The following is a 19,913-nucleotide window of genomic DNA, read 5'->3' on the forward strand; positions in this document are numbered from 1 at the left end:
GTGCCTACACCGCGGCTTCGGTGATCGCCTGGATCTCGTCAACCAGCGTGGTGAACAGGTCGCTCGGGATGTCGTGGCCCATCGCGGGGTAGATCACCAGGCGGGAGCCGGGGATCGCCGCGGCGATGTCGCGGCTGGCCACCGGCCGGATCAGCGGATCGTCCCGTCCGTGCACCACGAGGACCGGCATGGTCAGCTGCCGCAGCCGCCTGGTCAGGTTGCCGGTCGTGCGTCCGGCGGCGAACTGGCGCTGGGTCGAGGCGTTGTCCAGACCGCCGCGCTCCGCGCCGACGGTCGCGATCCGGCGAATCCGCTCCTCCTCGAACGGGCGGTTCGGCGACGACATCGCCCGGATGACGTCGACCTGTGCCTGGGTCCGGCCCTCGAGGTCGGGCGAATAGCACTTACCCATGAGCTTGAACAGCGCGCCGAGCTTGAGCACGCGCATGGTGTTCCAGTTGCCGCCGACGCCGCCGCTCATGATGCAGGTCAGGCTCCGGACCCGCGGTGGCGCCTCGATCGCGACGAGCTGCGCGATCGCGGAGCCCAGGGACGCACCGGCGACGTGGGCCGAGTCCCAGCCCAGCTCGTCCATGACCGCCAGGGCGTCGGCGGCCAGGTCCCGCGCGGTGTACTTCGTGCCGGGGCAGCGTGAGGACAGGCCGCTGTCGCGGTTGTCGAACCGGACCACGTGGAAGCCCCGCCCGGCGAGCTGCTCGCAGAACTCGTCCGGCCACCAGATCATCTGGAACGACAGGCCCATGATGAGCAGCAGCGGTTCGCCGCCGGGCAGCCCGAACTCCTCGTATGCGATGTCGACGTCGCCCCTGCGCACAGTCTTGATCATGTGCTGCCTTCCGTTTTGCAATACACTCGACATGCTAAACGCCGGTGAAAACATTTCACAATGCAGTCGTATTGTCAAAGGGGTCGCAGCTTGCCGAAGAAGGTGGACGCCGACGAGCGGCGCCGGACCATCGCCGAGGCCGTGTTCCGCGTCATCGAGACGACCGGCAGCGAGGCAGTGAGCCTGCGCGACGTCGCCGCCGAGGCCGGCGTCTCGATGGGCATGGTGCAGCACTATTTCAGCACCAAGGACGAGATGCTCATGTTCGCCCTGGATCACATGGGCGAGCGGGTCGGCCGCCGCCTCCAGGCCCGCCTCGCGGCCCTGCCCGATCCCACGCCGAAGCAGGTCACCAGGGCGATGCTCACCGAGATGCTGCCCTCGACCAAGGAATCCCGCCAGGAAGCCGCGGTGTCGATCGCGTTCTTCAACCGCGCCGTCGCGACCCCGGCATACGCCGCCGCACTACGCGACGGCTACCGTCGCCTGCTCACCCTGCTGGCCGCCCAACTCCCGCCCCACCGGCAGCACGAGGCTGACACGTTGTTCTTCCTGACCCAGGGCCTGCTCGGACCGGTGCTGCTCGGCCACTTCACCGCCGAGCAGGCGACCGCACTGCTCGACACCCAACTGGACCGGGCGTTCGCCTGACCCGTCCCTCCTGGCAGGGGATGACCGATGCCCGGCATCCCTGCACATGTCGGCCACTCAGGCGGCAGGCCTTGCCGTAGCGGCCGGGTCCTCGGCTGACACCGCCTTCTCCAGGTGGGCGAGCGCGTCAGCGGCGTTGTCGGCGATGAAGACCAGCTCTGCGAGGGGCACCGGCAGAAAGCCTTCGGCGTCCATCCGCCGCAGCTGGAGGATCAGCCCGTCGTAAAAGCCCGCGGTGTTGAGCAGCACCACGGGCTTGTCGAACAGTCCGTGCTTGCGCAGCTCCAAGGCCTCGGTCGCCTCGTCGAGCGTGCCCAGGCCACCGGCCAGCACCACCACCGCGTCGGCCGCGGCGAGCAGCAGCGCCTTACGCTCGGCGAGGTCCTTGGCGTAGGTCATCTCGTCGGCGTCGTGCCTGGCGAACTGCCGGAGGAAGTCGACGGAGAACCCGGTGAGCCGCCCGCCACCCGCCCGTACGCCGTCGGCGACGACCTTCATCAGCCCGGCGTCGGAACCGCCCCACACCAGGGTGTGGCCGCCCCGGCCGACGAGCTCCGCGAACTCCCGGGTCGGCCCGGTGTAGCGCTCGTCGAGGTCGTTGGCGGAGAGGAAGACACAGATCTTCAGGGAGGTGGGCGCGGCTGCCGTCATGCTCCCACCGTATGCGCACACCCGATCACCGCGACGGTCCAGTGCGTGATCAGGTGAGCCAGGCCATCGCCTGACCGTGGCCACGGGTCCAGGCCAGCGGTGTCCCGTCCAGCGCGAGCACGTTGTGCAGTGCCCCGTCCGGGGCGGGCGGCAGTCCCCGGTAGCCCATGACCTCGGGGGCCTCGACCGAGATCCAGTGGCCGGGCAGGTCGCGCACCAGGTCGGTGAACGCGGCGCGGCGGTCGGCGGGCACCTGATACAGCACGGAGGTGTGGAACACCACGAGCGTCGCGCCGGCCGGCGCCTGGGCGGCCAGCGCGGGCAGGTCGTCGACAAGGTCACCGCGGATCAGCGTCGGCGGGTCCGCTGCGGCGACGGCGGCCGCGGCCCGCAGCCGGTCCCTGCGGTGCTGGTGTTCGGGCCAGATCAGCGCCTCCAGCCAGGCGACGTCGTCCGGATCGGTGACCTGCAGCGGGTTGAGGTCCAGGCCGGCCCGCCACACCACGTCGGGCAGCCGGGTCGGCGGCGTCGTGCCGGTGAGCGCGCAGTCGAGGACCGGCCCGCCGGATCCGATCTCGTGGTCGCCGTACCGGTAGGTGTAGCGGTCGGGGTAGAGGCCGAGCCCGGCCGCCGCGCCGACCTCCAGCAGCGCCAGCGGCTGCGGCAGCGCCGACAGCACGGGCAGCAGCAGCGCGCACCGGCCGGACTCGTTGGTCTGGGTGGCCCGGGTGCGGAGTTCGGCCTCGATCACGGGCCAGTGCGCCAGCGTGAAGTCATGGAAGGCCGCCGGGTCGTCCACCGGGCCGCCGAGCAGGCGCACGACGCCGAGCAGCAGGTTCGGCTGCCGCTTCGGCTTCGGGACGGTCGCCAGCAGTGCCAGGATCTGCTCGTCCGCCGCGATCGCGAGCGACAGCCGCTCATACGTCGGCGACACCCCCCGAGCCTCGCGCAAGGCGAAGTCCGTATACCTCGATGCGTCGATCACCGACCGATGGTCCCACGACGACCGTGGACCAGGTCGCCCCGCAGGACGTCACCCGCGAAACGCGGGACGCGAATTCCGGACCCCGGGCACCAACGACTGAGCACCCGTGCCGAACGGCGGCACCATGGATCGCTGCCATGATGCCGCCGCTACGGGCTGGGGACGTTCGCGGGTTCAGTCCTGGTGGTCGACGAACGCCAGGGTGGTCGCGGCGAACAGCGGCGAGTCGACCAGGTTGTAGTGGGTCAGGCCGGGCAGGATCGCCAGCGCGTGGCCGCCCTTGGGCCGCCCGTCGCCCATCCAGCCGCCGTCGCGCAGGCCACCGTCGAGCAGGTTGAAGATCTCCACGAAGTGGCTCGGCGGGGCCATGTCGGCGTCGGCGGCGACGATCAGCGTCGGCACCTGCATGCCGCGTACCTCGTCGGTGTAGTCGAAGTCCTTGACCATCGCCTCACCGATCTTGTCGAGCAGCCGCGGGAAGTCCTCCGGGCGCGGGGCGACCCGCTGGTACAGCTCGTACATCGGGGTGTCCTTCATGAACTCGGCCGCGGCCGCGTTCACCTGGCCCTGCTGCCCGAGCATCTCGGGGTAGATCGCGCTGCGGCGGATGTTCGCCGAGGCGGAGACCACCCGGCCGACCTTGTCCGGGTGCCGGATCCCGGTCAGCAGGGCGACCCCGCCGCCGAAGGAGAAACCGACCACGTCCGGGCGGTCGAGCCCGAGGTGCTCGATGAGCGCCCCGATGTCGTCGGCCATCAGCGGCACTTCGAGCGGCCGGTCGATGTCGGCGGTGCGGCCGTGGCCCTGCAGGTCGACGGCGATCACCTGGTGGTGGTCGGCGAGGGCGGGCAGGATCGCCCCGAACATCTCCCCCGAGCCGAGCCCGCCGTGCAGGAGGATCATCGGGCGGCCCGAGCCGTGGGTCTCGTAGTACAGGTTGATGCCGTTGACCTCGGCGTATCGGCCTTCTCCGGTCGATGCGGTCGCGCTCATGGTGATCTCCTCGTGTCTTTCGGATGTGTCTACATCTGCTCTGACGACCCGGCTTCGCCGAACTCATCGGTGCGCCGAGGAAAACTTTGAGCAGACACGGTCAGTCTCCGTAGTCACCGAACGAGACGTCGATGAGGAATCTGTCCCAGTAGCCGTCGGGCGTCAGCGTGCCGTGGTCCAGCTCCTCGAACTTCTTCCGCATGGTGTCGGCGGCGAGTCTGGGGTCCTCCATCTCCTCCTCGTCGTCATCGAAGTCATTCAGGCAGTACGGATACGCGTTCTCGCAGATGTTGAGGTATCCGATGAACGCCGCCAGGCTACTGTTGATCTTTGACACGCACTCGTGCGAGCCGGCTTCGAGTTCCCTGATCGACAGGTCGTCAAGCGCGAGGCAGATCAGGTCTTGTTCCCGGGTGACGCCGAACCGCACCAGGCGCGCACCGGACGAATCCACCAGGGGTTCGGGCACGGCGTCGGCGGTGAAGATGCCCAGGACCTCGCGCGGCAGGTCATGCTCGGCGAGCACCCGTCGCGCCGCGGGCTCGATGCCGTCCAGCGCCGCCGCGTCGTAGTGCATCAGGCCCGATCGCCAGCGCACGGTGGCGTTCTCGATCTGATCCGGGCGCACCCGGAACTCGTCGCGTCGCCGCAGCGTGTCCACGCTCTCAACCGCGAACGTGACGATCAGGACCTCGCGGCCCTGCTCGTCACGTTCGGTGCGGCGCACCCGGCACCGCAGGTGTGCCGGTGCCGGGAACGACCGCGGCACCGGCACGTCGCCCCCGACGAGATTCGTCGCCCGGTCCACGAACCTCCACGAGGTGCCGTCGGCGTCCACCAGCGACGCCCTCAACCAGCCGGGAAAGCCGTCGTCGACGCCGACGGCTTCGACCTTGAGCAGCAGCCACGCCTGTCCGGCCTGATCCATCCCCGCATGATGCCGCACCGTCGCGCCGTCGGCAGCCCTGGTGGTCAGGGAAGGTCAGACACGGAGGGCGATGGCGGCTGGCACCGGGAAGCCCGCTCCGCGCCGTTGCCTTCGTCACGCTGGGTAGCCGGCGAGGCGGTAGTCGTCCTAGGCTCTGCGGCATGTCCACGTCTTCGCGGTTCTTCGCGCGCCCGGCCCTGATGGCCGCCGGCGCCCCGCGTCGTACGTGTCGAATGTGTCTCTGACGAGGGCCATCGTCCGCTCGCGCCCCGAAGCGAGCACTTTCGCGACCGCAACTGTCGCGACCGCACCCACCTCGTGAGTCTCGACTCGCCTCCCGCGTCCACGCCTGTCCGGCGTCGGCCTGCGGTCGCCTCCGGCCGTCCCGCCACGGCCTACGTTCACCCTGAGTAATCAGTTCCGGGAAGAGTCGTACCCAGCGATGATCGAATTGCACCGTTTGCGAAAAACGTACCCAGGCGGCGTCGCCGCCCTCGACGGCGTCGACCTGCACGTCGCCCCGGGCGAGATCTACGGCGTCGTCGGCCGCAGCGGCGCGGGCAAGAGCACCCTGCTGCGCGCCGTCAACCTGCTCGAACGCCCCGACAGCGGCACCGTGCGCGTCGCCGGGCAGGAGCTGACCGCACTCGGCTCCGCCGAGCTGCGCGCCGCCCGCCGCCGCATCGGCATGATCTTCCAGCAGTTCCACCTGCTGTCCGCGCGCACCGTCGCGGGCAACGTCGCGCTGCCGCTGGAACTGGCCGGGGTGGCCCGTTCGCAGCGGGGCGGGCGGGTCCGGGAGCTGCTGGACCTGGTCGGTCTGTCCGACAAGGCGGGCGAGCACCCGGCGCGGCTGTCCGGCGGGCAGCGCCAGCGGGTCGCCATCGCGCGGGCGCTGGCCACCGACCCGGCGGTGCTGCTGTGCGACGAGGCGACCAGCGCGCTGGACCCGTACACCACGGTCGAGATCCTGCACCTGCTGCGCGACCTCAACCGGCGGCTCGGCCTGACCATCCTGCTCATCACGCACGACCTGGGTGTCGTCGAGCGGATCTGCGACCGGGCCGGCGTGCTCGACGCCGGTCGTCTCGTCGAGTCGGGACCGGTGGGCGGGCTGCTCGGTGAGCCCGGTTCGGCACTGTCGGCGCTGGCCCAGGCGGTGCGGTGATGATCGACCTGCTGCTGCCGGCCACCGGCGAGACCCTGCACATGGTCGGCCTGGCCACGCTGTTCACCGTGCTGGTCGGGCTGCCGCTGGGGGTGCTGCTCGGATACGGGCCCGCGCCCGTGCGGCCCGTGCTCGGCGCGGTCGTCAACGTCGGGCGGTCGGTGCCGTTCGTCATCCTGATGATCGCGGTCATCCCGCTCACCCGCGCCCTGCTGGGCACCTCGATCGGCACGGCCGCCGCGGTGGTGCCGCTGACCGTGGGCGCGATCCCGTTCTTCGCCCGTCTCGTCGAAGGCGCGCTGCGCGACGTCGACCCGGGCCTGACCGAGGCCGGGCACGCGTTCGGGGCCACGCGGGTGCAGATCGTCGCCCGGATCCTGCTGCCGGAGGCGCTGCCCGCCCTGGTCCGCGGCCTGACCGTCACGGCGGTCGCGCTCGTCGGCTACTCGGCCATGGCCGGGGTGATCGGCGGCGGCGGTCTCGGCTACCTCGCCATCCGCTACGGCTATCAGCGCTTCGAGACCGACGTCATGCTCGCCACCGTCGCCGTGCTCGTCGCCCTGGTGCAGCTCGTCCAGTTCACCGGCGACCGGCTGGCCCGACGGCTCGACCGCCGCTGACCCACCCGGCTTCCCACCGCTCGAACCCGCAGATCCACACCCCAAGGAGAATCACCATGAACCGCCGTGCCCTCGTGGCCGCACCGCTCGCATTGCTCGCCGGACTCGCCCTCGCGGCGTGCGGCACCCCGGCCGCCGACAAGCCGACCGACGTCCTGGTCGTCGGAGCCAGCTCCGCGCCGCACGCGCAGATCCTGGCCGAGGCCGCCAAGCTCGTCCCCGACCTGAAGCTGCAGGTCAAGGAGTTCGACGACTACGTACAGCCGAATCTGGCCACCGAGAGCGGCGAGCTGGACGCCAACTACTTCCAGCACCAGGCCTACCTGGACGACTTCGCCGCCAGCAATCCGGTGCACCTGACCGCGGTCGCGCCGGTGCACATCGAGCCGCTGGGTGCGTACTCGAAGAAGGTGAAGTCGATCGCGGAGGTGCCGCAGGGCGCCGACGTGGCGATCCCGGCCGACGCCACCAACGGCGGGCGGGCGCTCGCGCTGCTGGCCGTGCAGGGCCTGATCACGCTCAAGGAGGGCGCGGGCGTCAAGGCCACCGAGCGCGACATCGCCGCCAACCCGAAGCAGCTGAAGATCACCGCGCTGGAGGCGGCGCAGCTGCCGCGCTCCCTGGACGACGTCGACCTGGCCGTGATCAACGGCAACTTCGCGCTGCAGGCCGGTCTCAAGCCCGCCGTGGACGCGCTGGCGCTGGAGGCGGCGAAGGACAACCCGTACGCGAATCTGCTGGTGGTCAAGCAGGGCCACGAGAACGACCCGCGCATCCAGCGACTCGCCCAGGTGCTGGCCTCACCCGAGATCAAGAAGTTCATCGAGTCCACCTACGACGGCGCGGTCATCCCCGCCTCCTGAGCTGCTCGGCGGCACGGTTGTCCACCGAGACCGTGCCGCCGGTTCAGGCGGTTAGTTCGCGCACCCGCGGCACGACCTCCTGCGCGAACCGCTGGAGCTGGTCGCGCTCGTCCATCACCGGCCAGAAGACGAACGTGTCGAAGCGCAGGCCGTGCACCCATCCGGCGAGGGTCTGCGCCCATGTCTCGGCGGAGCCGAACAGGCCCTTGCCGCGGTGCGCGCCGCCGATCATGCCGAGCACGTTGTAGAGGCGGCGCACCTGCGCCGGGTCACGTCCGGCCCGCCGCGCCGCGTCGTCGATCAGGTCCTGTTTGGCGGGGACCTCGCCGGGCGGCACGTACACGTTCAGCGGGCTGATCCAGCCGTCGGCCAGCTCGCCGATGAGGCGGAGCATGCGCGGGCCCTGCGCGCCCAGCCACACCGGCACCCGGTGCGCCGGGACGGGCCCGGGTTCGTAGCCGCCGATCCGGTGGTGGCGGCCGTCCATCGCGATCGGGCCGTCGGCGTCGAGCGCCGCCCGCAGCAGCCGCAGCGCTTCGGCGGTGAACTCGACGGCCGCGCCGCCACGTACCGCGTTGCCGCCCATCGCCGCGACCGCGTCGGGGAACCCGCCCGAGCCGACGCCCAGTTCGAACCGGCCGCCGGTCAGCACGTCCAGGGACGCGGCGGCCTTGGCCAGCATCGGCACGGGCCGCAGGGCCATGTCGGCGACGTCGGTGAGCAGCCGCACCCGGGTGGTGAGCGGGCCGAGGTGCGCCAGCGCGGTGAGGGTGTCCAGGTGGCCCGGCTGGTATGGATGGTCCTGCACCGCGATCAGGTCCAGCCCCGCCTCGTCCGCGGCGCGGGCCAGCGCGGTCATCCCGGCCACGTCGTCTGCCGACGGGGTGACCGCCAGCCCGAACTGCACCTTGTCAGCCATGGAACGGCCACCTCTTCCAGGTCTTCAGCACGGGCCCCAGTGCTCCCTCCTCGAACTCCAGGTGTTCGAGGAGCCGATCGGAGAGCGTGCGCAGGGCCACTACCAGCTTCGCGCGGATCTCCGCGTCGTCGCCGCCCAACGCCCTAGCCGCACCCTCGACTTGGTCGAGCAGGTCCGACACCACCCTGTGGTCGGCCTCCAGCCGGTCGACGGTCGCCCGCAGGTGCGGCGCCGACCGGCGCACCGCCGGGAACAGCATGGCGTCCTCGGACTGGTGATGGTGGTGCACGAACTGGCAGTAGCTCAGGCAGTTGATTTTCAGCTGGAACAGCGGGCCGTTGCTCTGCAGTTTGCGCAGGCCCTGTTGGAGTTCACGGGCCGGCGCGCCGCCGGCGGCCTCGTCGGCGAGCCTGCGCACGGTCGCCAGGTCGCGCCGCAGCATGCCGTGCACCCATTGCAGTTCGGCCAGCAGGGGGTTGTCGTCCACTCGTTGTCTCGTCATCGCCACGTCTCGTTCGCCAGGGCCTGAGCCACTTCCTTGCGCGCCGCACCGATCACGGCGCTCCCCCAGCTTGGTCGCGGCGACCACTCGACCGCAAACCGTCGGTTAGTCGCTAACCATAAGTAAGTTCATCCGGCCGCCCGCCGATACCGGTCGGCGAGCCGGCGCAGCGCGGCCGACAGTTCCGGGGCGTCCTGCACGGTGAAGTCGGCGTCGAGCAGGCCGATCCACATGGCCATGGACTCGGCCGTGTCCGCGCCGGTGGTCACCGCGCACATCTGCTCGTCGATCACCTCGATGGAACCGGCCGTGGCGGGCAGCCGCTGCGCGATGACGTCGGCGGGCGCGTGCACCACGATCCGCGCCCGGTAGTGCCAGGTGGCGGTGGACACACCGCGGGACACGTACGCCGCGAGGTCCTCGGCCGGCAGCGGGCGCGGCGCGAAGCGGGGCCCGCCCGGCGTGCGCGGCTCGATCCGGTCGACGCGGAACGTGCGCCAGTCGCCGCGCTGCACGTCGTAGGCGACGAGATACCACTTGCGACCCCAGTTGACCAGCCGGTACGGCTCGGCGTCGCGCCTGGTCGCGGTGCCGTCGTGGGCGCGGTAGTCGAACCGGATGCGCTCGTGGTCGCGGCACGCCGCCGCGAGCGTGGTCAGCACCTGCGGGTCGACCTCCGGGCCGCGCCGCTGGGCCGGGACCGCCACCGTGTACGTCTGCAGCGCGTTCACCCGCCGCCGCAGCCGCACCGGCAGCACCTGCTCCACTTTGGCCAGCGCCCGCAGCGAGGTGTCCTCGACCCCGGCGATCGACCCGGCCGCGGCCGTGCGCAGCCCGACCGCGACGGCGACGGCCTCCTCGTCGTCGAGCAGCAGCGGCGGCAGGTTCGCCCCCGCGCCCAGCCGGTAGCCGCCGACCGCGCCCCGGGTCGCGTGCACCGGATAGCCGAGGTTGCGCAGCCGCTCCACGTCGTTGCGCACGGTCCGGGTGCTGACTTCGAGGCGGCCCGCCAGTTCGGTGCCGCTCCACTCCCGCGGGGATTGCAGGAGGGAGAGCAGTTTCAGCAGTCGCGCGGATGTCTCCAACATGATTCCGATTCTGCCAGGCCATTAGGAACGAACTGTTCCTAATGGCCTGGCAGGGTCATCGGCATGGAGAACATCAGCAACGGCCGCCGCTGGCTCGGCCTCATGGCGATCCTCGCCGCGACCCTCATGAACCTGCTCGACTCGACCGTGGTCAACGTGGCCGCCCCGTCGATCCTGGCCGACCTGCACGGCACCTACGGCGACCTGCAGTGGATCGCCGCCGGATACACCCTGGCGCTGGCCGTCGGCCTGCTGGTCGGCGGGCGGCTCGGCGACATGTTCGGCCGCCGCCGGGTGCTGCTGATCGGCGTGGTCGGCTTCGTCGCCGCCTCGGCGCTGTGCGCGGCAGCCTGGTCCCCGGAGTCGCTGATCGGCTCGCGGGTGGTGCAGGGCCTGTTCGGCGCGGTCATGATCCCGCAGGGCTTCGGCCTGATCCGCGACCTGTTCGGACCCGCCGACATCGGCAAGGCGTTCGGGGTGTTCGGCCCGGCCATCGGCCTGTCCACCATCCTCGGGCCGGTGGTGTCCGGTGTGCTCGTCGACGCCGACCTGTTCGGCACGGGCTGGCGCATGGTGTTCGCGATCAACCTGCCGCTCGGACTGTTCGCGCTGATCGCGGGTCTGCGTACGCTGCCGGCGGGGATCAGCCCGGCACGGGCCCGGCGGCTGGACACCATCGGCGCGCTGCTCGCCGCCGCGGGCATGTTCCTGCTCGTCTTCCCGCTGATGCAGGGCCGTGAGCACGGCTGGCCCGCGTGGACCTGGGCCATGCTGGCCGCCTCGGTCGTCCTGCTCGGCGTGTTCGCCGCCTACCAGCGCCGCCGCCAGGCCTCCGGACGCACGCCGCTGGTCGAGCTGAGCGTGTTCGCGAAGCGCTCGTACACCTCGGGCACGCTGTTCGTGCTGGTGTTCTTCGGCGGGCTCGTCGGGTTCTCGCTCGCCGTCGGGTTGTTCCTGCAGCTCGGCCTCCACTACAGCCCGGTGCGGGCGAGCGTGACCATGGCGGCGTGGGCGGTCGGCGCCTTCCTCGGCTCGGGCTTCAGCGCCGGCGCGATGGCGAAGCTCGGCCGGCGCATCCTGCACCTCGGCCTGGCCCTGATGACCGTCGGCCTGGTCCTGCTCTACGCCATGTTCTCCGCGTACGGCACCGGCATCGGCGGCTGGAGCCTGGCGCTGCCGCTGTTCGCGTACGGCCTGGGCATGGGCATGATCTTCGTGCCGCTGTTCGATGTGATCATGGGTGACATCGCCGACCACGAGGTGGGTTCGGCCTCGGGCATCCTGGAGTCGATCCAGCAGCTCGGGTCGTCGCTGGGTGTGGCCGCGCTCGGCACGGTGTTCTTCACCGCGGCCGGAGTCACCGGGCAGGCGGCCGGTTTCCTGCACGCCTCGCAGCGGGTCACCCTGGTGACGATCGCGCTGACCGCGGTCGCGTTCGGACTGGCGTTCCTGCTGCCCCGCAAGGTCCGCGGGCACGCCGGGCCGCAGCAGGAGCCGGCTCCCGCCGCCGTGACTCCCGAGCCCGAGCCCGCGCTGGTGTAGGCATCGCACACCGTTCGCCAGGTCCTGCGTCTCGTCATCGGGGCGCAGGACCTGGCTTGTCCTCAGCCGAACCGGCCCTGGCCTCCCCGCTGATTTGGTGGTATGCGGTTAGTGAAGTACCTTGGCGCGAACAATTCTCACGGCCAGAGCCGACGCGCGCGACGGGGACGCACGCCGGCGGCGTCAGGCATGGAGGCCGCACGCATGACCACATATACCGTCACCATCACGCCTGACGACCCCGCGCAGGCCGTCACGACCATCCGGTTGAGCCTGGACGGCGCGACGACGACCGTGCGCGAGCTGCGCCTGTCGCCCGGCTCCGGCGGCAGCCTCGTCCCCGGCGACCTGCCCGTGCTCGACCTGAACCAGCTCGTCGCCGCCGTGCTCGCGGCGACGGCGGGACCGGCGCCGGCAGCCGCACCGGCCAAGCCGTCCCGGCGCACCCCGGCCGTGCCCGCGCCGGCACCGGGCGAGCTGGAGATGCAGGCCCCGGCTGCCACCGAGGCCGTCGCGCCGAAGACGTCTACCCGCAAGCGCACCTCGGCCCAGCCGGCCGCGACCCAGGCCGCCGCGCCGGCGGATGCGGTCAAGCCCGTTGCGGCGAGGACGGCTGCGGCCGGTGCCGTCGAGGCCAGTACGGGCAAGGCCGGCACGGGCAAGCCGAGTGCAGGCAAGCCGAGTGCAGGCAAGACCGACACTGCCAAGGCGGGTGCGTCGAAGGCCGAACCCGCCAAGACGGATGCGGCCAAGGCAGGTACGCCGAAGGCCGTGCGCGCCAAGGCGTCAGCGCGAGCCGCGGCGGCCACGGTGCGGGAGAAGAAGGCCGCCCCGGCCAAGGCGACGGCGAGGAAGGCCGCCTCGTCCACCCCGGACACCGGCCGCCCGAGCGGGGCCAGCCGCAGTTACCGCAAGCTGCCGGAGGACTTCGAGCAGGTGCTGCGCCAGGCCGGGGACAGCGCGAGCGTCATCGCCGACCACTACGACGTGCCGCGGCACACCGCCTACGGCTGGATCCGCACGGCGCGCAAGAAGGCCACTACTGTCTGACCTGGCGGCACGAGCCGCGACTCGACGGTGCGCGTGGGGCTGCCCCACGCGCACCGGCTGCTTTCCGGCGAGCACCGGGCGACCCGTGTCGGACTGTCGCCGGACCTATTGCCTGACTAAAGTCAGCAATATGAGCCAGGAGCAGTTGGTGGCGGCGGTGCGTCACTTCAACCGGAGCGTCACGCAGCGCGTCGGCGCACTCGACGACACCTACCTCACCCGGGGCAGACCGCTGGCCCAGGCGCGCCTGCTCTGGGAGATCGGCCCGGCGGGGGCCGAAGTCGCCACGTTGCGCACGCGGCTGAACCTGGATGCGGGATACCTGAGCCGCCTGCTGCGGGTCCTCGAAGGCGACGGTCTCGTCCTGGTGGGCTCCGCCGGCGGCGACGGCCGGGTGCGCACCGCCCGCCTGACCGCCACGGGCCGGGCCGAGTGGGATGTCCTCGACCGGATGTCGGACGAGCTGGCCTGGTCGATCCTGGAGCCGCTCAGCGACAGCCAGCGGGCCCGGCTGGCCGGCGCGATGGCCGAGGTCGAGCGGCTGCTCATGGCGTCGCTGGTGGACCTGCAGCCGCGCCACCCGGGCGACCCGGCGGCACGGGCGTGCCTGCGGGCGTACGCGCGCGAACTGGCCGGTCGCTTCGAGGGCGGATTCGACCCCGCGCGCAGCGGCGTGGACGAGGAGGCGCTGGTGCCTCCGAACGGCGTGTTCCTGGTCGCCACCCTGTCCGCCGAGCCGGTGGGCTGCGGCGCGCTGCGCCTGCACCCCGGCGAGCCCGCAGAGATCAAGCGGGTGTGGGTGTCGAAGTCCGTACGCGGCCTCGGCGTGGGCCGCCGGATCATGGCTGAGCTGGAGCGGCGGGCGGCCGCCGCCGGGGCGGACACGGTGCGGCTGGACACGAACCGGACCCTCACCGAGGCGATCGGGCTCTACCGCGCCACGGGCTATCACGAGATCCCCGCGTACAACGACAACCCGTACGCCCACCACTGGTTCACGAAGCCGCTCGACCCGGCGGCGGCCCCGTCCCGGTAGCGGCCCCGGTGACCAGAATGGACATGGACGGAGAGTGTCGCTGCGACGTTCGGTTATCGGTCAATTACTCTGCGTGCAGGCTCGCCGATCGCGCGCTGGCCGAACCACACCCGTCCATGCGCGTGGACGCCGCATGGGCTGAACGGAGCCCTCCATGTCAATTGCGAAACCCCGCGCCATGTCGCGGGCGCCTCGCGCAGGAGAACAACACAACGTGTTCGCGTTCCGGCGCAGGCTGCCCGTGGGCGTCTCGCTGGCGGTCCTGGCGGCGACGCTGGCGGCAGTGCCGGGCAGTCCGGCGTGGGCGGCCACGTACGACACCGTCCTGGTCAGCCGATCCGCCACCGGTGCGGCCGGAAACGGCGACTCCTCGACCCCGTCGGTCTCCGCCGACGGGCGCTATGTGGCCTTCGCCTCCGACGCCGACAACCTCAGCGATGCCGACGACAACGCCCACACCAACATCTTCGTCCGGGACCTGACGACCGGCACGACGACGTACGTCAGCCGCGCCACCGGAGCGAACGGAGCCGCCGCGACCGGCTCGTCCGCGGACCCGTCGATCTCCGCCGACGGGCGCTACGTCGCGTTCAGCTCGACCGCCCCGAACCTGAGCACGCAGGACGAGGACACCTGCATGTCGCTGTTCTGGGGCCTGCCCGAGCCGTGCTCGAACATCTTCGTCCGCGACCTCACGGCCGGCACGACGACGTTCGTCAGCAGGGCGGACGGCACGCAGGGCGCCGCCTCCGACGGCAGCTCGTACACCCCGACCGTGTCCGCGGACGGGACCAAGGTGGCCTTCACCTCGGGCGGGGCGAACCTCAGCGCCGATGACGAGGACGAGTGCTACATCGACGGCGGCGGCCCGCACCCCTGCACCGACTTCTTCGTGCGCGACCTCGAGGCCGGCACCACGGTGTACATCGGCAACGCGCCCATCTACCGGATCGGGCCCTGCGGTCCGGTGATCTCCGCCGACGGGCGCAAGGTCGCCTTCGAGACCGACGGGATATCGCTCGATGACAACAACGGCTACCTCGACGTCGTCGTGGCCGACCTGCAGACCGGCACGGCGAGCTACGTGAGCAGGGCCGACGGCATCAACGGCCAGCTCGCTTTCGGTGGGCCCTCGTCCTGCCCGTCGATCTCCGCCGACGGCCGTCACATCGCGTTCATCTCGGACGCACACAACCTCAGCGCCGACGACATCGACTCGTTCGACACCGAGAGCGTGTACGTACGCGACACGCAGGAGGGTCGGACCGTGCTCGTCAGCAGGGCGAGTGGGGCGACCGGAGCCGTGGCGGCGCTGCGCTCGTTCGAACCGTCGATCTCCGCCGACGGGCGGTACGTCGCTTTCATGTCGCGGGCGATGAACCTCAGCGCCGACGACCTCGACAACTGCTACGAGCCGGGCCAGGGCGACAACCGCCCCTGTCCGGACGTGTTCGTCCGCGACCTGCAGTCCGCCACCACCACCTTCGTGAGCAGGGCGACCGGGGTCGCCGGGGCGGGTGGGGACGCACGGTCCACGAGCCCGTCGATCTCCGGCGACGGCAGGCTGGTCGCCTTCGAGTCCGCGGCGCGCAACCTCAGCGCGGACGACTCCGACCCCCACCTCGACGTGTTCACCCGCGACTGGGGCGCAGGACTGCCCCCGCCGCAGTCGATCGACCTGTCGGTGACAGCGACCGGGTCGGCCGCCTCGGTGCCGGTCGGCTCCAACGTCACCTTCACGGTGCGGGTCGCCAACGCCGGACCGGCCGGGGCGACCGGCGTGGTCGTCACCGACCAGCTCCCGTCAGGCGTGACGTTCGTGTCCGCGAACCCGACGCAGGGGACGTACACGGCGGCCACCGGCGTGTGGTCGGTCGGCAGCCTGGCCGCCGGCGCCAGCGCCACCGTCCAGATCGTCGGGAGGGTCGCGAGCACCGGGCAGAAGACGAACACCGCGCAGGTCACCGCCGCGGCCCCGGCCGACGTCGACTCGGCCCCCGGCAACAACAATCCTGCCGAGGACGACCAGGCGTCGGTGACCGTCAACGGCACCGCGAGCTGCCCGGCGACGGCGACCCGGACCGCCGACTACGACTCGTGGATCACGACGAGCTGGGCCACGACCAACTACGGCAAGGACACCATCCTCAAGGCCCGGAGCAAGGCCAACGCCGACGCGCGTACGCTCGTCCACTTCGCGTTGCCCACCCTGCCCGCCGGCTGCAAGGTCACCAGCGCGAAGCTGCGGATGCACGTGTCCTCGGCCGTCGGCAGCCGCACGCTGCGGGCGGTCCGGCTCGCCGGAGCCTGGACCGAGACCGGTGTCACCTGGCGCAACCAGCCTGCGGCGACCGGCGCCGCGGCCACCGTGCCCGCGGTCAAGGGCTGGGTGGAGTGGACCGTCACCGCGCAGGTCGCCGGCCTGTACACCGACGGCAACCACGGGCTGCTGATCCGCGACGCCACCGAGGGCGCCGCCGGCGGCTACGAGCAGCGCCTGCACAGCAGGGAGAACACCGACAAGCCCACCCTGACCGTCACCTTCGGCGCGGCCTGATCCGCAACCGGTACACCGCCTGCCCGCTGATCGACCAGCGGGCAGGCGGTTCTTCGGTTCAGCACACGAACGATCGGCCCGAGTCCTCAGCCGACCCGGGCGATGAACGTGACTTCCACGACCTGGCCAGCTCAGTGTGCCGGTCGCGAGTTCCGGTCCGACTGCCTGGCGATGAGCACGCGCCCCTGCCTCATTCGAAGCGGGTGGGGTCGCCGGCGCCCACGCGGAGGATCACGGGTTCGTCTTCGGAGAAGTCGACGACGGTGGTGGGTTCGGTGCCGCAGTCGCCGGAGTCGATGACGGCGTCGACGAGGTGGTCGAGGCGTTCCTTGATCTCCCAGCCCTGCGTCATCGGCTCGGTGTCACCGGGCAGCAGCAGGGTGCTGGAGACCAGGGGTTCGCCGAGCTCCTCCAGGAGCGCCTGGACCACGGGGTGGTCGGGGATGCGTACGCCGACGGTGTGCTTCTTCGGGTGCAGCATGCGGCGCGGCACCTCGCGCAGCGCGGGGAGGATGAAGGTGTAGCTGCCCGGGGTCGCCGCCTTGATCAGGCGGAAGACCGAGTTGTCTATCTTCACGAATTGTCCGAGCTGGGCGAAGTCACGGCATACCAGCGTGAAGTGGTGCCGCTCGTCGAGCTTGCGGATGTCGCGGATGCGGTCCAACCCGTCCTTGTCGCCCAGCTTGCAGCCGAAGGCGAAGCACGAGTCGGTCGGGTAGGCGATCAGCCCGCCCTCCCGCACGATGTCGACGACCTGCCGGATGGAGCGGGGCTGCGGGTTGTCCGGATGCACGTCGAAATACCTGGCCACACGCTGAGACTAGCCCTCCCCGGGCGGGCGTGCCCGGCGCACGGGCAGGCGGGGGCGCACGGACGACCGCAGGGTGCACTAGGCTCGGCCGCCTTGGGATCCCTGGGGAGGAAAACCAATGCGCCTCACGCGTACGCATGCCGTCGTCGGCACGTTCACTCTGGTCGCCGTCGTGCTGGCCGCCGTGGTGCTGGTCCTGGACCGCGGCGGTGACCCGGACACCACCGCCGAGCCCCGGCCGAGTGCGGTGTTCGAGACCGGCGCGCTGTCCGAGCCGAGCGAGTCGGCGGAGGCCTCGCCGAGCCCGTCGCCGTCGCCGTCGGTGAAGCCGTCGCCGTCGAAGTCGCCCAAACCGAAGCCGAAGCCCAAACCGAAGCCGAGCCCGACGAAGGTGACCCTGCCCGGCGCGCCGCCGCCCGCGCCCGTGGCTTCGCCGCCGGCGGGCCCCAAGTGCCCGTTCCACGCCGGCACGGACGCGCCGATGGCCGAGGTCGAGGCGGCGCTGGAGGCCGCGGCGGCCCGCAAGTTCTGGACGGTCTCCCAGGTCACCCTGCCGCCGAAGCTCATCAAGGCGGTCGCCATGCAGGAGAGCGGGTGGCAGTCGACCATCATGGCGTGCGACGGCGGCATCGGCACCATGCAGGTCATGCCGAGCACCGCGAAGTGGCTCAACGACGACTCACCGTTCACCCTCGACGAGGACGTCGACACGCTCCGGGGCAACACGATGCTGGGCTCGGCCTACCTGCAGTGGCTGATCCGCTACTTCGGCATGAAGTACGGCTTCGGCTGCGAGGAGCCCGACCCGGCCGTCTCGCCCGCGCCGACCTGCACGCCCGACTACACGCTGCGCGACGACGACTGCCGGTTGGACCCCAATGTCGCCGACAGCAAGGAGTGGTGCCTGCTCAACGCGGTCGTCTCGGCGTACAACTTCGGACAGGGTGCCGTCGACAAGGAGATCAACGACGGCGACGACGTGTGGTACCCGAACGCGCTGTACGTGCAGAACGTCCGGGCACTGATGGAGAAGTACTGATCAGGTCCACAGGTTGCCGAGCAGGATGCGCCGGCTCCAGTCCTCGTACGGCAGCGACTCGCCCGTGTACAGCGGGTGGTAGTACGCGAACACGACCGCGACCAGCAGCACGAACACGCCGGCCATGACGGCCCCGAACAGCTGCCGGTCGGGGTCGGCCGGCCGGCCGGGCGGCGGGTTCATCGCCGCGCCGAGCACGAACACCACGGCCAGGATCAGGAACGGCTCGGCGGGCAGGGCGTAGAAGTAGAACATGGTGCGCGCCGGGAAGAAGAACCACGGCACCAGCGCCGCCGCGGTCATCGCCAGCACGGCTCCGGCGCGCCAGTCGCGGCGGGCGATGCCGAACCAGATCGCGGCGAGCAGCGCGGGAATGAACGCCCACCAGAGCAGGGGCGTGCCGAGCAGCAGCACGTCGGCGTTGCACTGGTCGGCGCCGCACAGCGGGTCGCCGTTGCGGTAGAACAGCACCGGGCGGCCCAGCAGCAGCCACTGGATCGGGGCCCACTCACCCACCGACTGGTAGGCGTGCGCCTCGGTGATCGCCTGGTGGGAGCCGTACGCCAGCTCGTGGTAGTGGGCCAGGTTGCGCAGCGCGCCCCAGAACCCGGGCTCGTCCTGGCCGCTGTCGCGCAGGAAGTGCCGGGCGTAGCCGCCGTCGGTCGACAGCCAGCCGGTCCAGCTCGCCAGGTACACGCCCGCGGTGAGCGGCAGCCCGGCCAGCAGCCAGCCGGTCTCGTCGAGGATCGTGTCGCGGATCGGGTGGCGCACCCCGGCACTGCGCCGCGCGCCGACCTCCCACCACAGCACCAGCAGCACCAGCACCGGCGCGAACGCCAGCGCCGACCACTTCACCGCCAGCGCGCAGCCGAACAGCAGCGCCGCGGCCAGCCGCCACCAGGGCACGGCCCGTGGCGGGCGGCTGCCGCGTCCGCGCGCCCGCGGGTCGCCGCCGTCGGCGAGAAAGCCCAGCCAGCGGGCCCGGCGCTGGTCGCGGTCGAGCACCAGCGCGCCGAACGCGGCCAGGATGAAGAACATCAGGAAGATGTCGAGCATGGCGACCCGCGACAGCACGAAGTGCATGCCGTCGAAGGCCATCAGCAGGCCTGCGGCGCAGCCCAGCACCAGGGAGCCGAACATGCGCATGGCGATGCGGGTGAGCATCAGCACCGAGACCGTGCCGAACACGGCCGCGGAGATCCGCCAGCCCAGCTCGTTGTAGCCGAAGACCTGCTCACCAAGTCCGATGATCCACTTGCCGAGCGGAGGGTGCACGACGTAACCGGTCGTGTTCTCCTTCTCGTTCCACTCGAACCCCTTCTCCCACAGCCAGTGGGCGTCGGTGGCGTAGTAGGTCTCGTCGAACATCTTGCCGGGCGGCTTCGCCAGGTTGCTCAGGCGCAGCAGGCCGGCCAGCAGGGTGATGAACAGGGCAGCCGGCCAGGCGTAGGGGTCCAGCGCGAGCGGCGACAGCCGGCGTCGCACGACGTCGGGAATCCCGGTGGCGGGTTCGGCCGACGGGGCGGGTTCGGCGAGCGCCCGCCGCGGGCGCGGCACTCGGGCCGTCTGCGTCATGCGGCGCATCGTATCCGGCCCGATCGTCAGCCGATGACCGCCCGGACCCCCGACGGCCGGTGCGAACCGGCGGGCGCCGGACCCGCGA

19 protein-coding genes are annotated in these 19,913 nt (G+C 71.3%); 9 read left to right on the top strand and 10 right to left on the bottom strand.

From position 1 onward, the window contains the following. Positions 1 to 4: 4 nt before the first annotated feature. Entirely contained in the window at positions 5 to 847 is an 843-nt protein-coding gene (locus F9C41_RS04355; protein ID WP_196279610.1) for an alpha/beta fold hydrolase, read from the bottom strand. A gap of 90 nt (positions 848 to 937) precedes the next feature. Between F9C41_RS04355 and F9C41_RS04360 the strand changes: the two genes are divergently transcribed. Then, on the top strand, positions 938 to 1,498 hold the full coding sequence (locus F9C41_RS04360) for a TetR/AcrR family transcriptional regulator (RefSeq protein WP_155385246.1): 561 nt from the start codon (positions 938 to 940) through the stop codon (positions 1,496 to 1,498). A gap of 57 nt (positions 1,499 to 1,555) precedes the next feature. Here F9C41_RS04360 and F9C41_RS04365 read toward each other — a convergent pair whose 3' ends face one another. The 4 genes from F9C41_RS04365 to F9C41_RS04380 all read right to left on the bottom strand — a co-directional run bounded on the left by F9C41_RS04365 (position 1,556) and on the right by F9C41_RS04380 (position 5,055). Then, entirely contained in the window at positions 1,556 to 2,149 is a 594-nt protein-coding gene (locus F9C41_RS04365; protein WP_230689284.1) for an LOG family protein, read from the bottom strand. Positions 2,150 to 2,198: 49 nt separating this feature from the next. Then, positions 2,199 to 3,134, bottom strand: coding sequence for a DUF2332 domain-containing protein (locus F9C41_RS04370; RefSeq protein WP_155385247.1), 936 nt, complete (start codon positions 3,132 to 3,134; stop codon positions 2,199 to 2,201). Between the two features lie 174 nt (positions 3,135 to 3,308). Continuing rightward, positions 3,309 to 4,127, bottom strand: a complete 819-nt coding sequence (locus F9C41_RS04375; protein WP_155385248.1) for an alpha/beta fold hydrolase — start codon at positions 4,125 to 4,127, stop codon at positions 3,309 to 3,311. A 100-nt stretch (positions 4,128 to 4,227) separates the two neighbouring features. Continuing rightward, positions 4,228 to 5,055: an SUKH-4 family immunity protein gene (locus tag F9C41_RS04380; RefSeq protein WP_155385249.1), complete on the bottom strand. Its 828-nt coding sequence runs from the start codon at positions 5,053 to 5,055 to the stop codon at positions 4,228 to 4,230. 460 nt (positions 5,056 to 5,515) lie between these two features. Between F9C41_RS04380 and F9C41_RS04385 the strand changes: the two genes are divergently transcribed. The 3 genes from F9C41_RS04385 to F9C41_RS04395 are packed head-to-tail and all read left to right on the top strand — an operon-like array spanning position 5,516 to position 7,706. Beyond that, positions 5,516 to 6,223, top strand: coding sequence for a methionine ABC transporter ATP-binding protein (locus F9C41_RS04385; protein ID WP_330164734.1), 708 nt, complete (start codon positions 5,516 to 5,518; stop codon positions 6,221 to 6,223). Next, positions 6,223 to 6,843 (top strand): methionine ABC transporter permease, encoded by a 621-nt coding sequence (locus F9C41_RS04390; protein WP_155385251.1) that lies wholly within the window; start codon positions 6,223 to 6,225, stop codon positions 6,841 to 6,843. The genes F9C41_RS04385 and F9C41_RS04390 overlap by 1 nt, the downstream gene beginning before the upstream one ends. A gap of 56 nt (positions 6,844 to 6,899) precedes the next feature. After that, positions 6,900 to 7,706: a MetQ/NlpA family ABC transporter substrate-binding protein gene (locus F9C41_RS04395; protein WP_155385252.1), complete on the top strand. Its 807-nt coding sequence runs from the start codon at positions 6,900 to 6,902 to the stop codon at positions 7,704 to 7,706. Between the two features lie 43 nt (positions 7,707 to 7,749). Here F9C41_RS04395 and F9C41_RS04400 read toward each other — a convergent pair whose 3' ends face one another. From F9C41_RS04400 to F9C41_RS04410, 3 genes are all read right to left on the bottom strand, one after another. Further along, on the bottom strand, positions 7,750 to 8,625 hold the full coding sequence (locus F9C41_RS04400) for an LLM class flavin-dependent oxidoreductase (RefSeq protein ID WP_155385253.1): 876 nt from the start codon (positions 8,623 to 8,625) through the stop codon (positions 7,750 to 7,752). Continuing rightward, positions 8,618 to 9,127: a hemerythrin domain-containing protein gene (locus tag F9C41_RS04405; protein WP_155385254.1), complete on the bottom strand. Its 510-nt coding sequence runs from the start codon at positions 9,125 to 9,127 to the stop codon at positions 8,618 to 8,620. Before F9C41_RS04405 ends, F9C41_RS04400 begins: the two co-directional genes overlap by 8 nt. 128 nt (positions 9,128 to 9,255) lie before the next feature. Beyond that, positions 9,256 to 10,215: a helix-turn-helix transcriptional regulator gene (locus F9C41_RS04410; RefSeq protein ID WP_155385255.1), complete on the bottom strand. Its 960-nt coding sequence runs from the start codon at positions 10,213 to 10,215 to the stop codon at positions 9,256 to 9,258. A gap of 63 nt (positions 10,216 to 10,278) precedes the next feature. Here F9C41_RS04410 and F9C41_RS04415 point away from each other — a divergent pair, with 63 nt between their 5' ends. The 4 genes from F9C41_RS04415 (at position 10,279) to F9C41_RS04430 (ending at position 16,400) form a co-directional block, all read left to right on the top strand. Next, the gene (locus F9C41_RS04415; RefSeq protein WP_155385256.1) at positions 10,279 to 11,757 is read left to right on the top strand and encodes an MFS transporter; all 1,479 of its coding nucleotides are present in this window, start codon (positions 10,279 to 10,281) and stop codon (positions 11,755 to 11,757) included. Between the two features lie 204 nt (positions 11,758 to 11,961). After that, positions 11,962 to 12,807 carry a hypothetical protein gene (locus tag F9C41_RS04420; RefSeq protein ID WP_155385257.1) on the top strand — a complete coding sequence of 282 codons (846 nt, stop codon included), beginning with the start codon at positions 11,962 to 11,964 and terminating at the stop codon, positions 12,805 to 12,807. A 130-nt stretch (positions 12,808 to 12,937) separates the two neighbouring features. Beyond that, a complete protein-coding gene (locus F9C41_RS04425) occupies positions 12,938 to 13,843 on the top strand; it encodes a bifunctional helix-turn-helix transcriptional regulator/GNAT family N-acetyltransferase (protein ID WP_155385258.1) in 906 nt (301 codons plus the stop codon). A gap of 214 nt (positions 13,844 to 14,057) precedes the next feature. Next, a complete protein-coding gene (locus F9C41_RS04430) occupies positions 14,058 to 16,400 on the top strand; it encodes a CBM96 family carbohydrate-binding protein (RefSeq protein ID WP_196279611.1) in 2,343 nt (780 codons plus the stop codon). A 190-nt stretch (positions 16,401 to 16,590) separates the two neighbouring features. Here F9C41_RS04430 and F9C41_RS04435 read toward each other — a convergent pair whose 3' ends face one another. Continuing rightward, positions 16,591 to 17,211: an L-threonylcarbamoyladenylate synthase gene (locus F9C41_RS04435; RefSeq protein ID WP_155385260.1), complete on the bottom strand. Its 621-nt coding sequence runs from the start codon at positions 17,209 to 17,211 to the stop codon at positions 16,591 to 16,593. A gap of 118 nt (positions 17,212 to 17,329) precedes the next feature. Between F9C41_RS04435 and F9C41_RS04440 the strand changes: the two genes are divergently transcribed. Then, complete coding sequence (locus F9C41_RS04440) at positions 17,330 to 18,250, top strand: lytic transglycosylase domain-containing protein (RefSeq protein WP_155385261.1); 921 nt, start codon at positions 17,330 to 17,332, stop codon at positions 18,248 to 18,250. On the opposite strand, the gene F9C41_RS04445 is transcribed toward F9C41_RS04440, so the two are convergent. Next, complete coding sequence (locus F9C41_RS04445; RefSeq protein WP_155385262.1) at positions 18,251 to 19,825, bottom strand: dolichyl-phosphate-mannose--protein mannosyltransferase; 1,575 nt, start codon at positions 19,823 to 19,825, stop codon at positions 18,251 to 18,253. Positions 19,826 to 19,913 lie beyond the last annotated feature (88 nt).

Origin of the sequence: Catellatospora paridis, assembly GCF_009720365.1 — a bacterium.
Lineage (GTDB): Bacteria > Actinomycetota > Actinomycetes > Mycobacteriales > Micromonosporaceae > Catellatospora > Catellatospora paridis.

What these genes read in the sequence shown, in the direction of transcription:
- F9C41_RS04355 (WP_196279610.1), bottom strand. Translation starts at nt 847, where the DNA reads ATGATCAAGACTGTGCGCAGGGGCGACGTCGACATCGCATACGAGGAG.
- F9C41_RS04365 (WP_230689284.1), bottom strand. Translation starts at nt 2,149, where the DNA reads ATGACGGCAGCCGCGCCCACCTCCCTGAAGATCTGTGTCTTCCTCTCC.
- F9C41_RS04375 (WP_155385248.1), bottom strand. Translation starts at nt 4,127, where the DNA reads ATGAGCGCGACCGCATCGACCGGAGAAGGCCGATACGCCGAGGTCAAC.
- F9C41_RS04380 (WP_155385249.1), bottom strand. Translation starts at nt 5,055, where the DNA reads ATGGATCAGGCCGGACAGGCGTGGCTGCTGCTCAAGGTCGAAGCCGTC.
- F9C41_RS04390 (WP_155385251.1), top strand. Translation starts at nt 6,223, where the DNA reads ATGATCGACCTGCTGCTGCCGGCCACCGGCGAGACCCTGCACATGGTC.
- F9C41_RS04395 (WP_155385252.1), top strand. Translation starts at nt 6,900, where the DNA reads ATGAACCGCCGTGCCCTCGTGGCCGCACCGCTCGCATTGCTCGCCGGA.
- F9C41_RS04400 (WP_155385253.1), bottom strand. Translation starts at nt 8,625, where the DNA reads ATGGCTGACAAGGTGCAGTTCGGGCTGGCGGTCACCCCGTCGGCAGAC.
- F9C41_RS04405 (WP_155385254.1), bottom strand. Translation starts at nt 9,127, where the DNA reads ATGACGAGACAACGAGTGGACGACAACCCCCTGCTGGCCGAACTGCAA.
- F9C41_RS04410 (WP_155385255.1), bottom strand. Translation starts at nt 10,215, where the DNA reads ATGTTGGAGACATCCGCGCGACTGCTGAAACTGCTCTCCCTCCTGCAA.
- F9C41_RS04415 (WP_155385256.1), top strand. Translation starts at nt 10,279, where the DNA reads ATGGAGAACATCAGCAACGGCCGCCGCTGGCTCGGCCTCATGGCGATC.
- F9C41_RS04420 (WP_155385257.1), top strand. Translation starts at nt 11,962, where the DNA reads ATGACCACATATACCGTCACCATCACGCCTGACGACCCCGCGCAGGCC.
- F9C41_RS04425 (WP_155385258.1), top strand. Translation starts at nt 12,938, where the DNA reads ATGAGCCAGGAGCAGTTGGTGGCGGCGGTGCGTCACTTCAACCGGAGC.
- F9C41_RS04440 (WP_155385261.1), top strand. Translation starts at nt 17,330, where the DNA reads ATGCGCCTCACGCGTACGCATGCCGTCGTCGGCACGTTCACTCTGGTC.
- F9C41_RS04445 (WP_155385262.1), bottom strand. Translation starts at nt 19,825, where the DNA reads ATGACGCAGACGGCCCGAGTGCCGCGCCCGCGGCGGGCGCTCGCCGAA.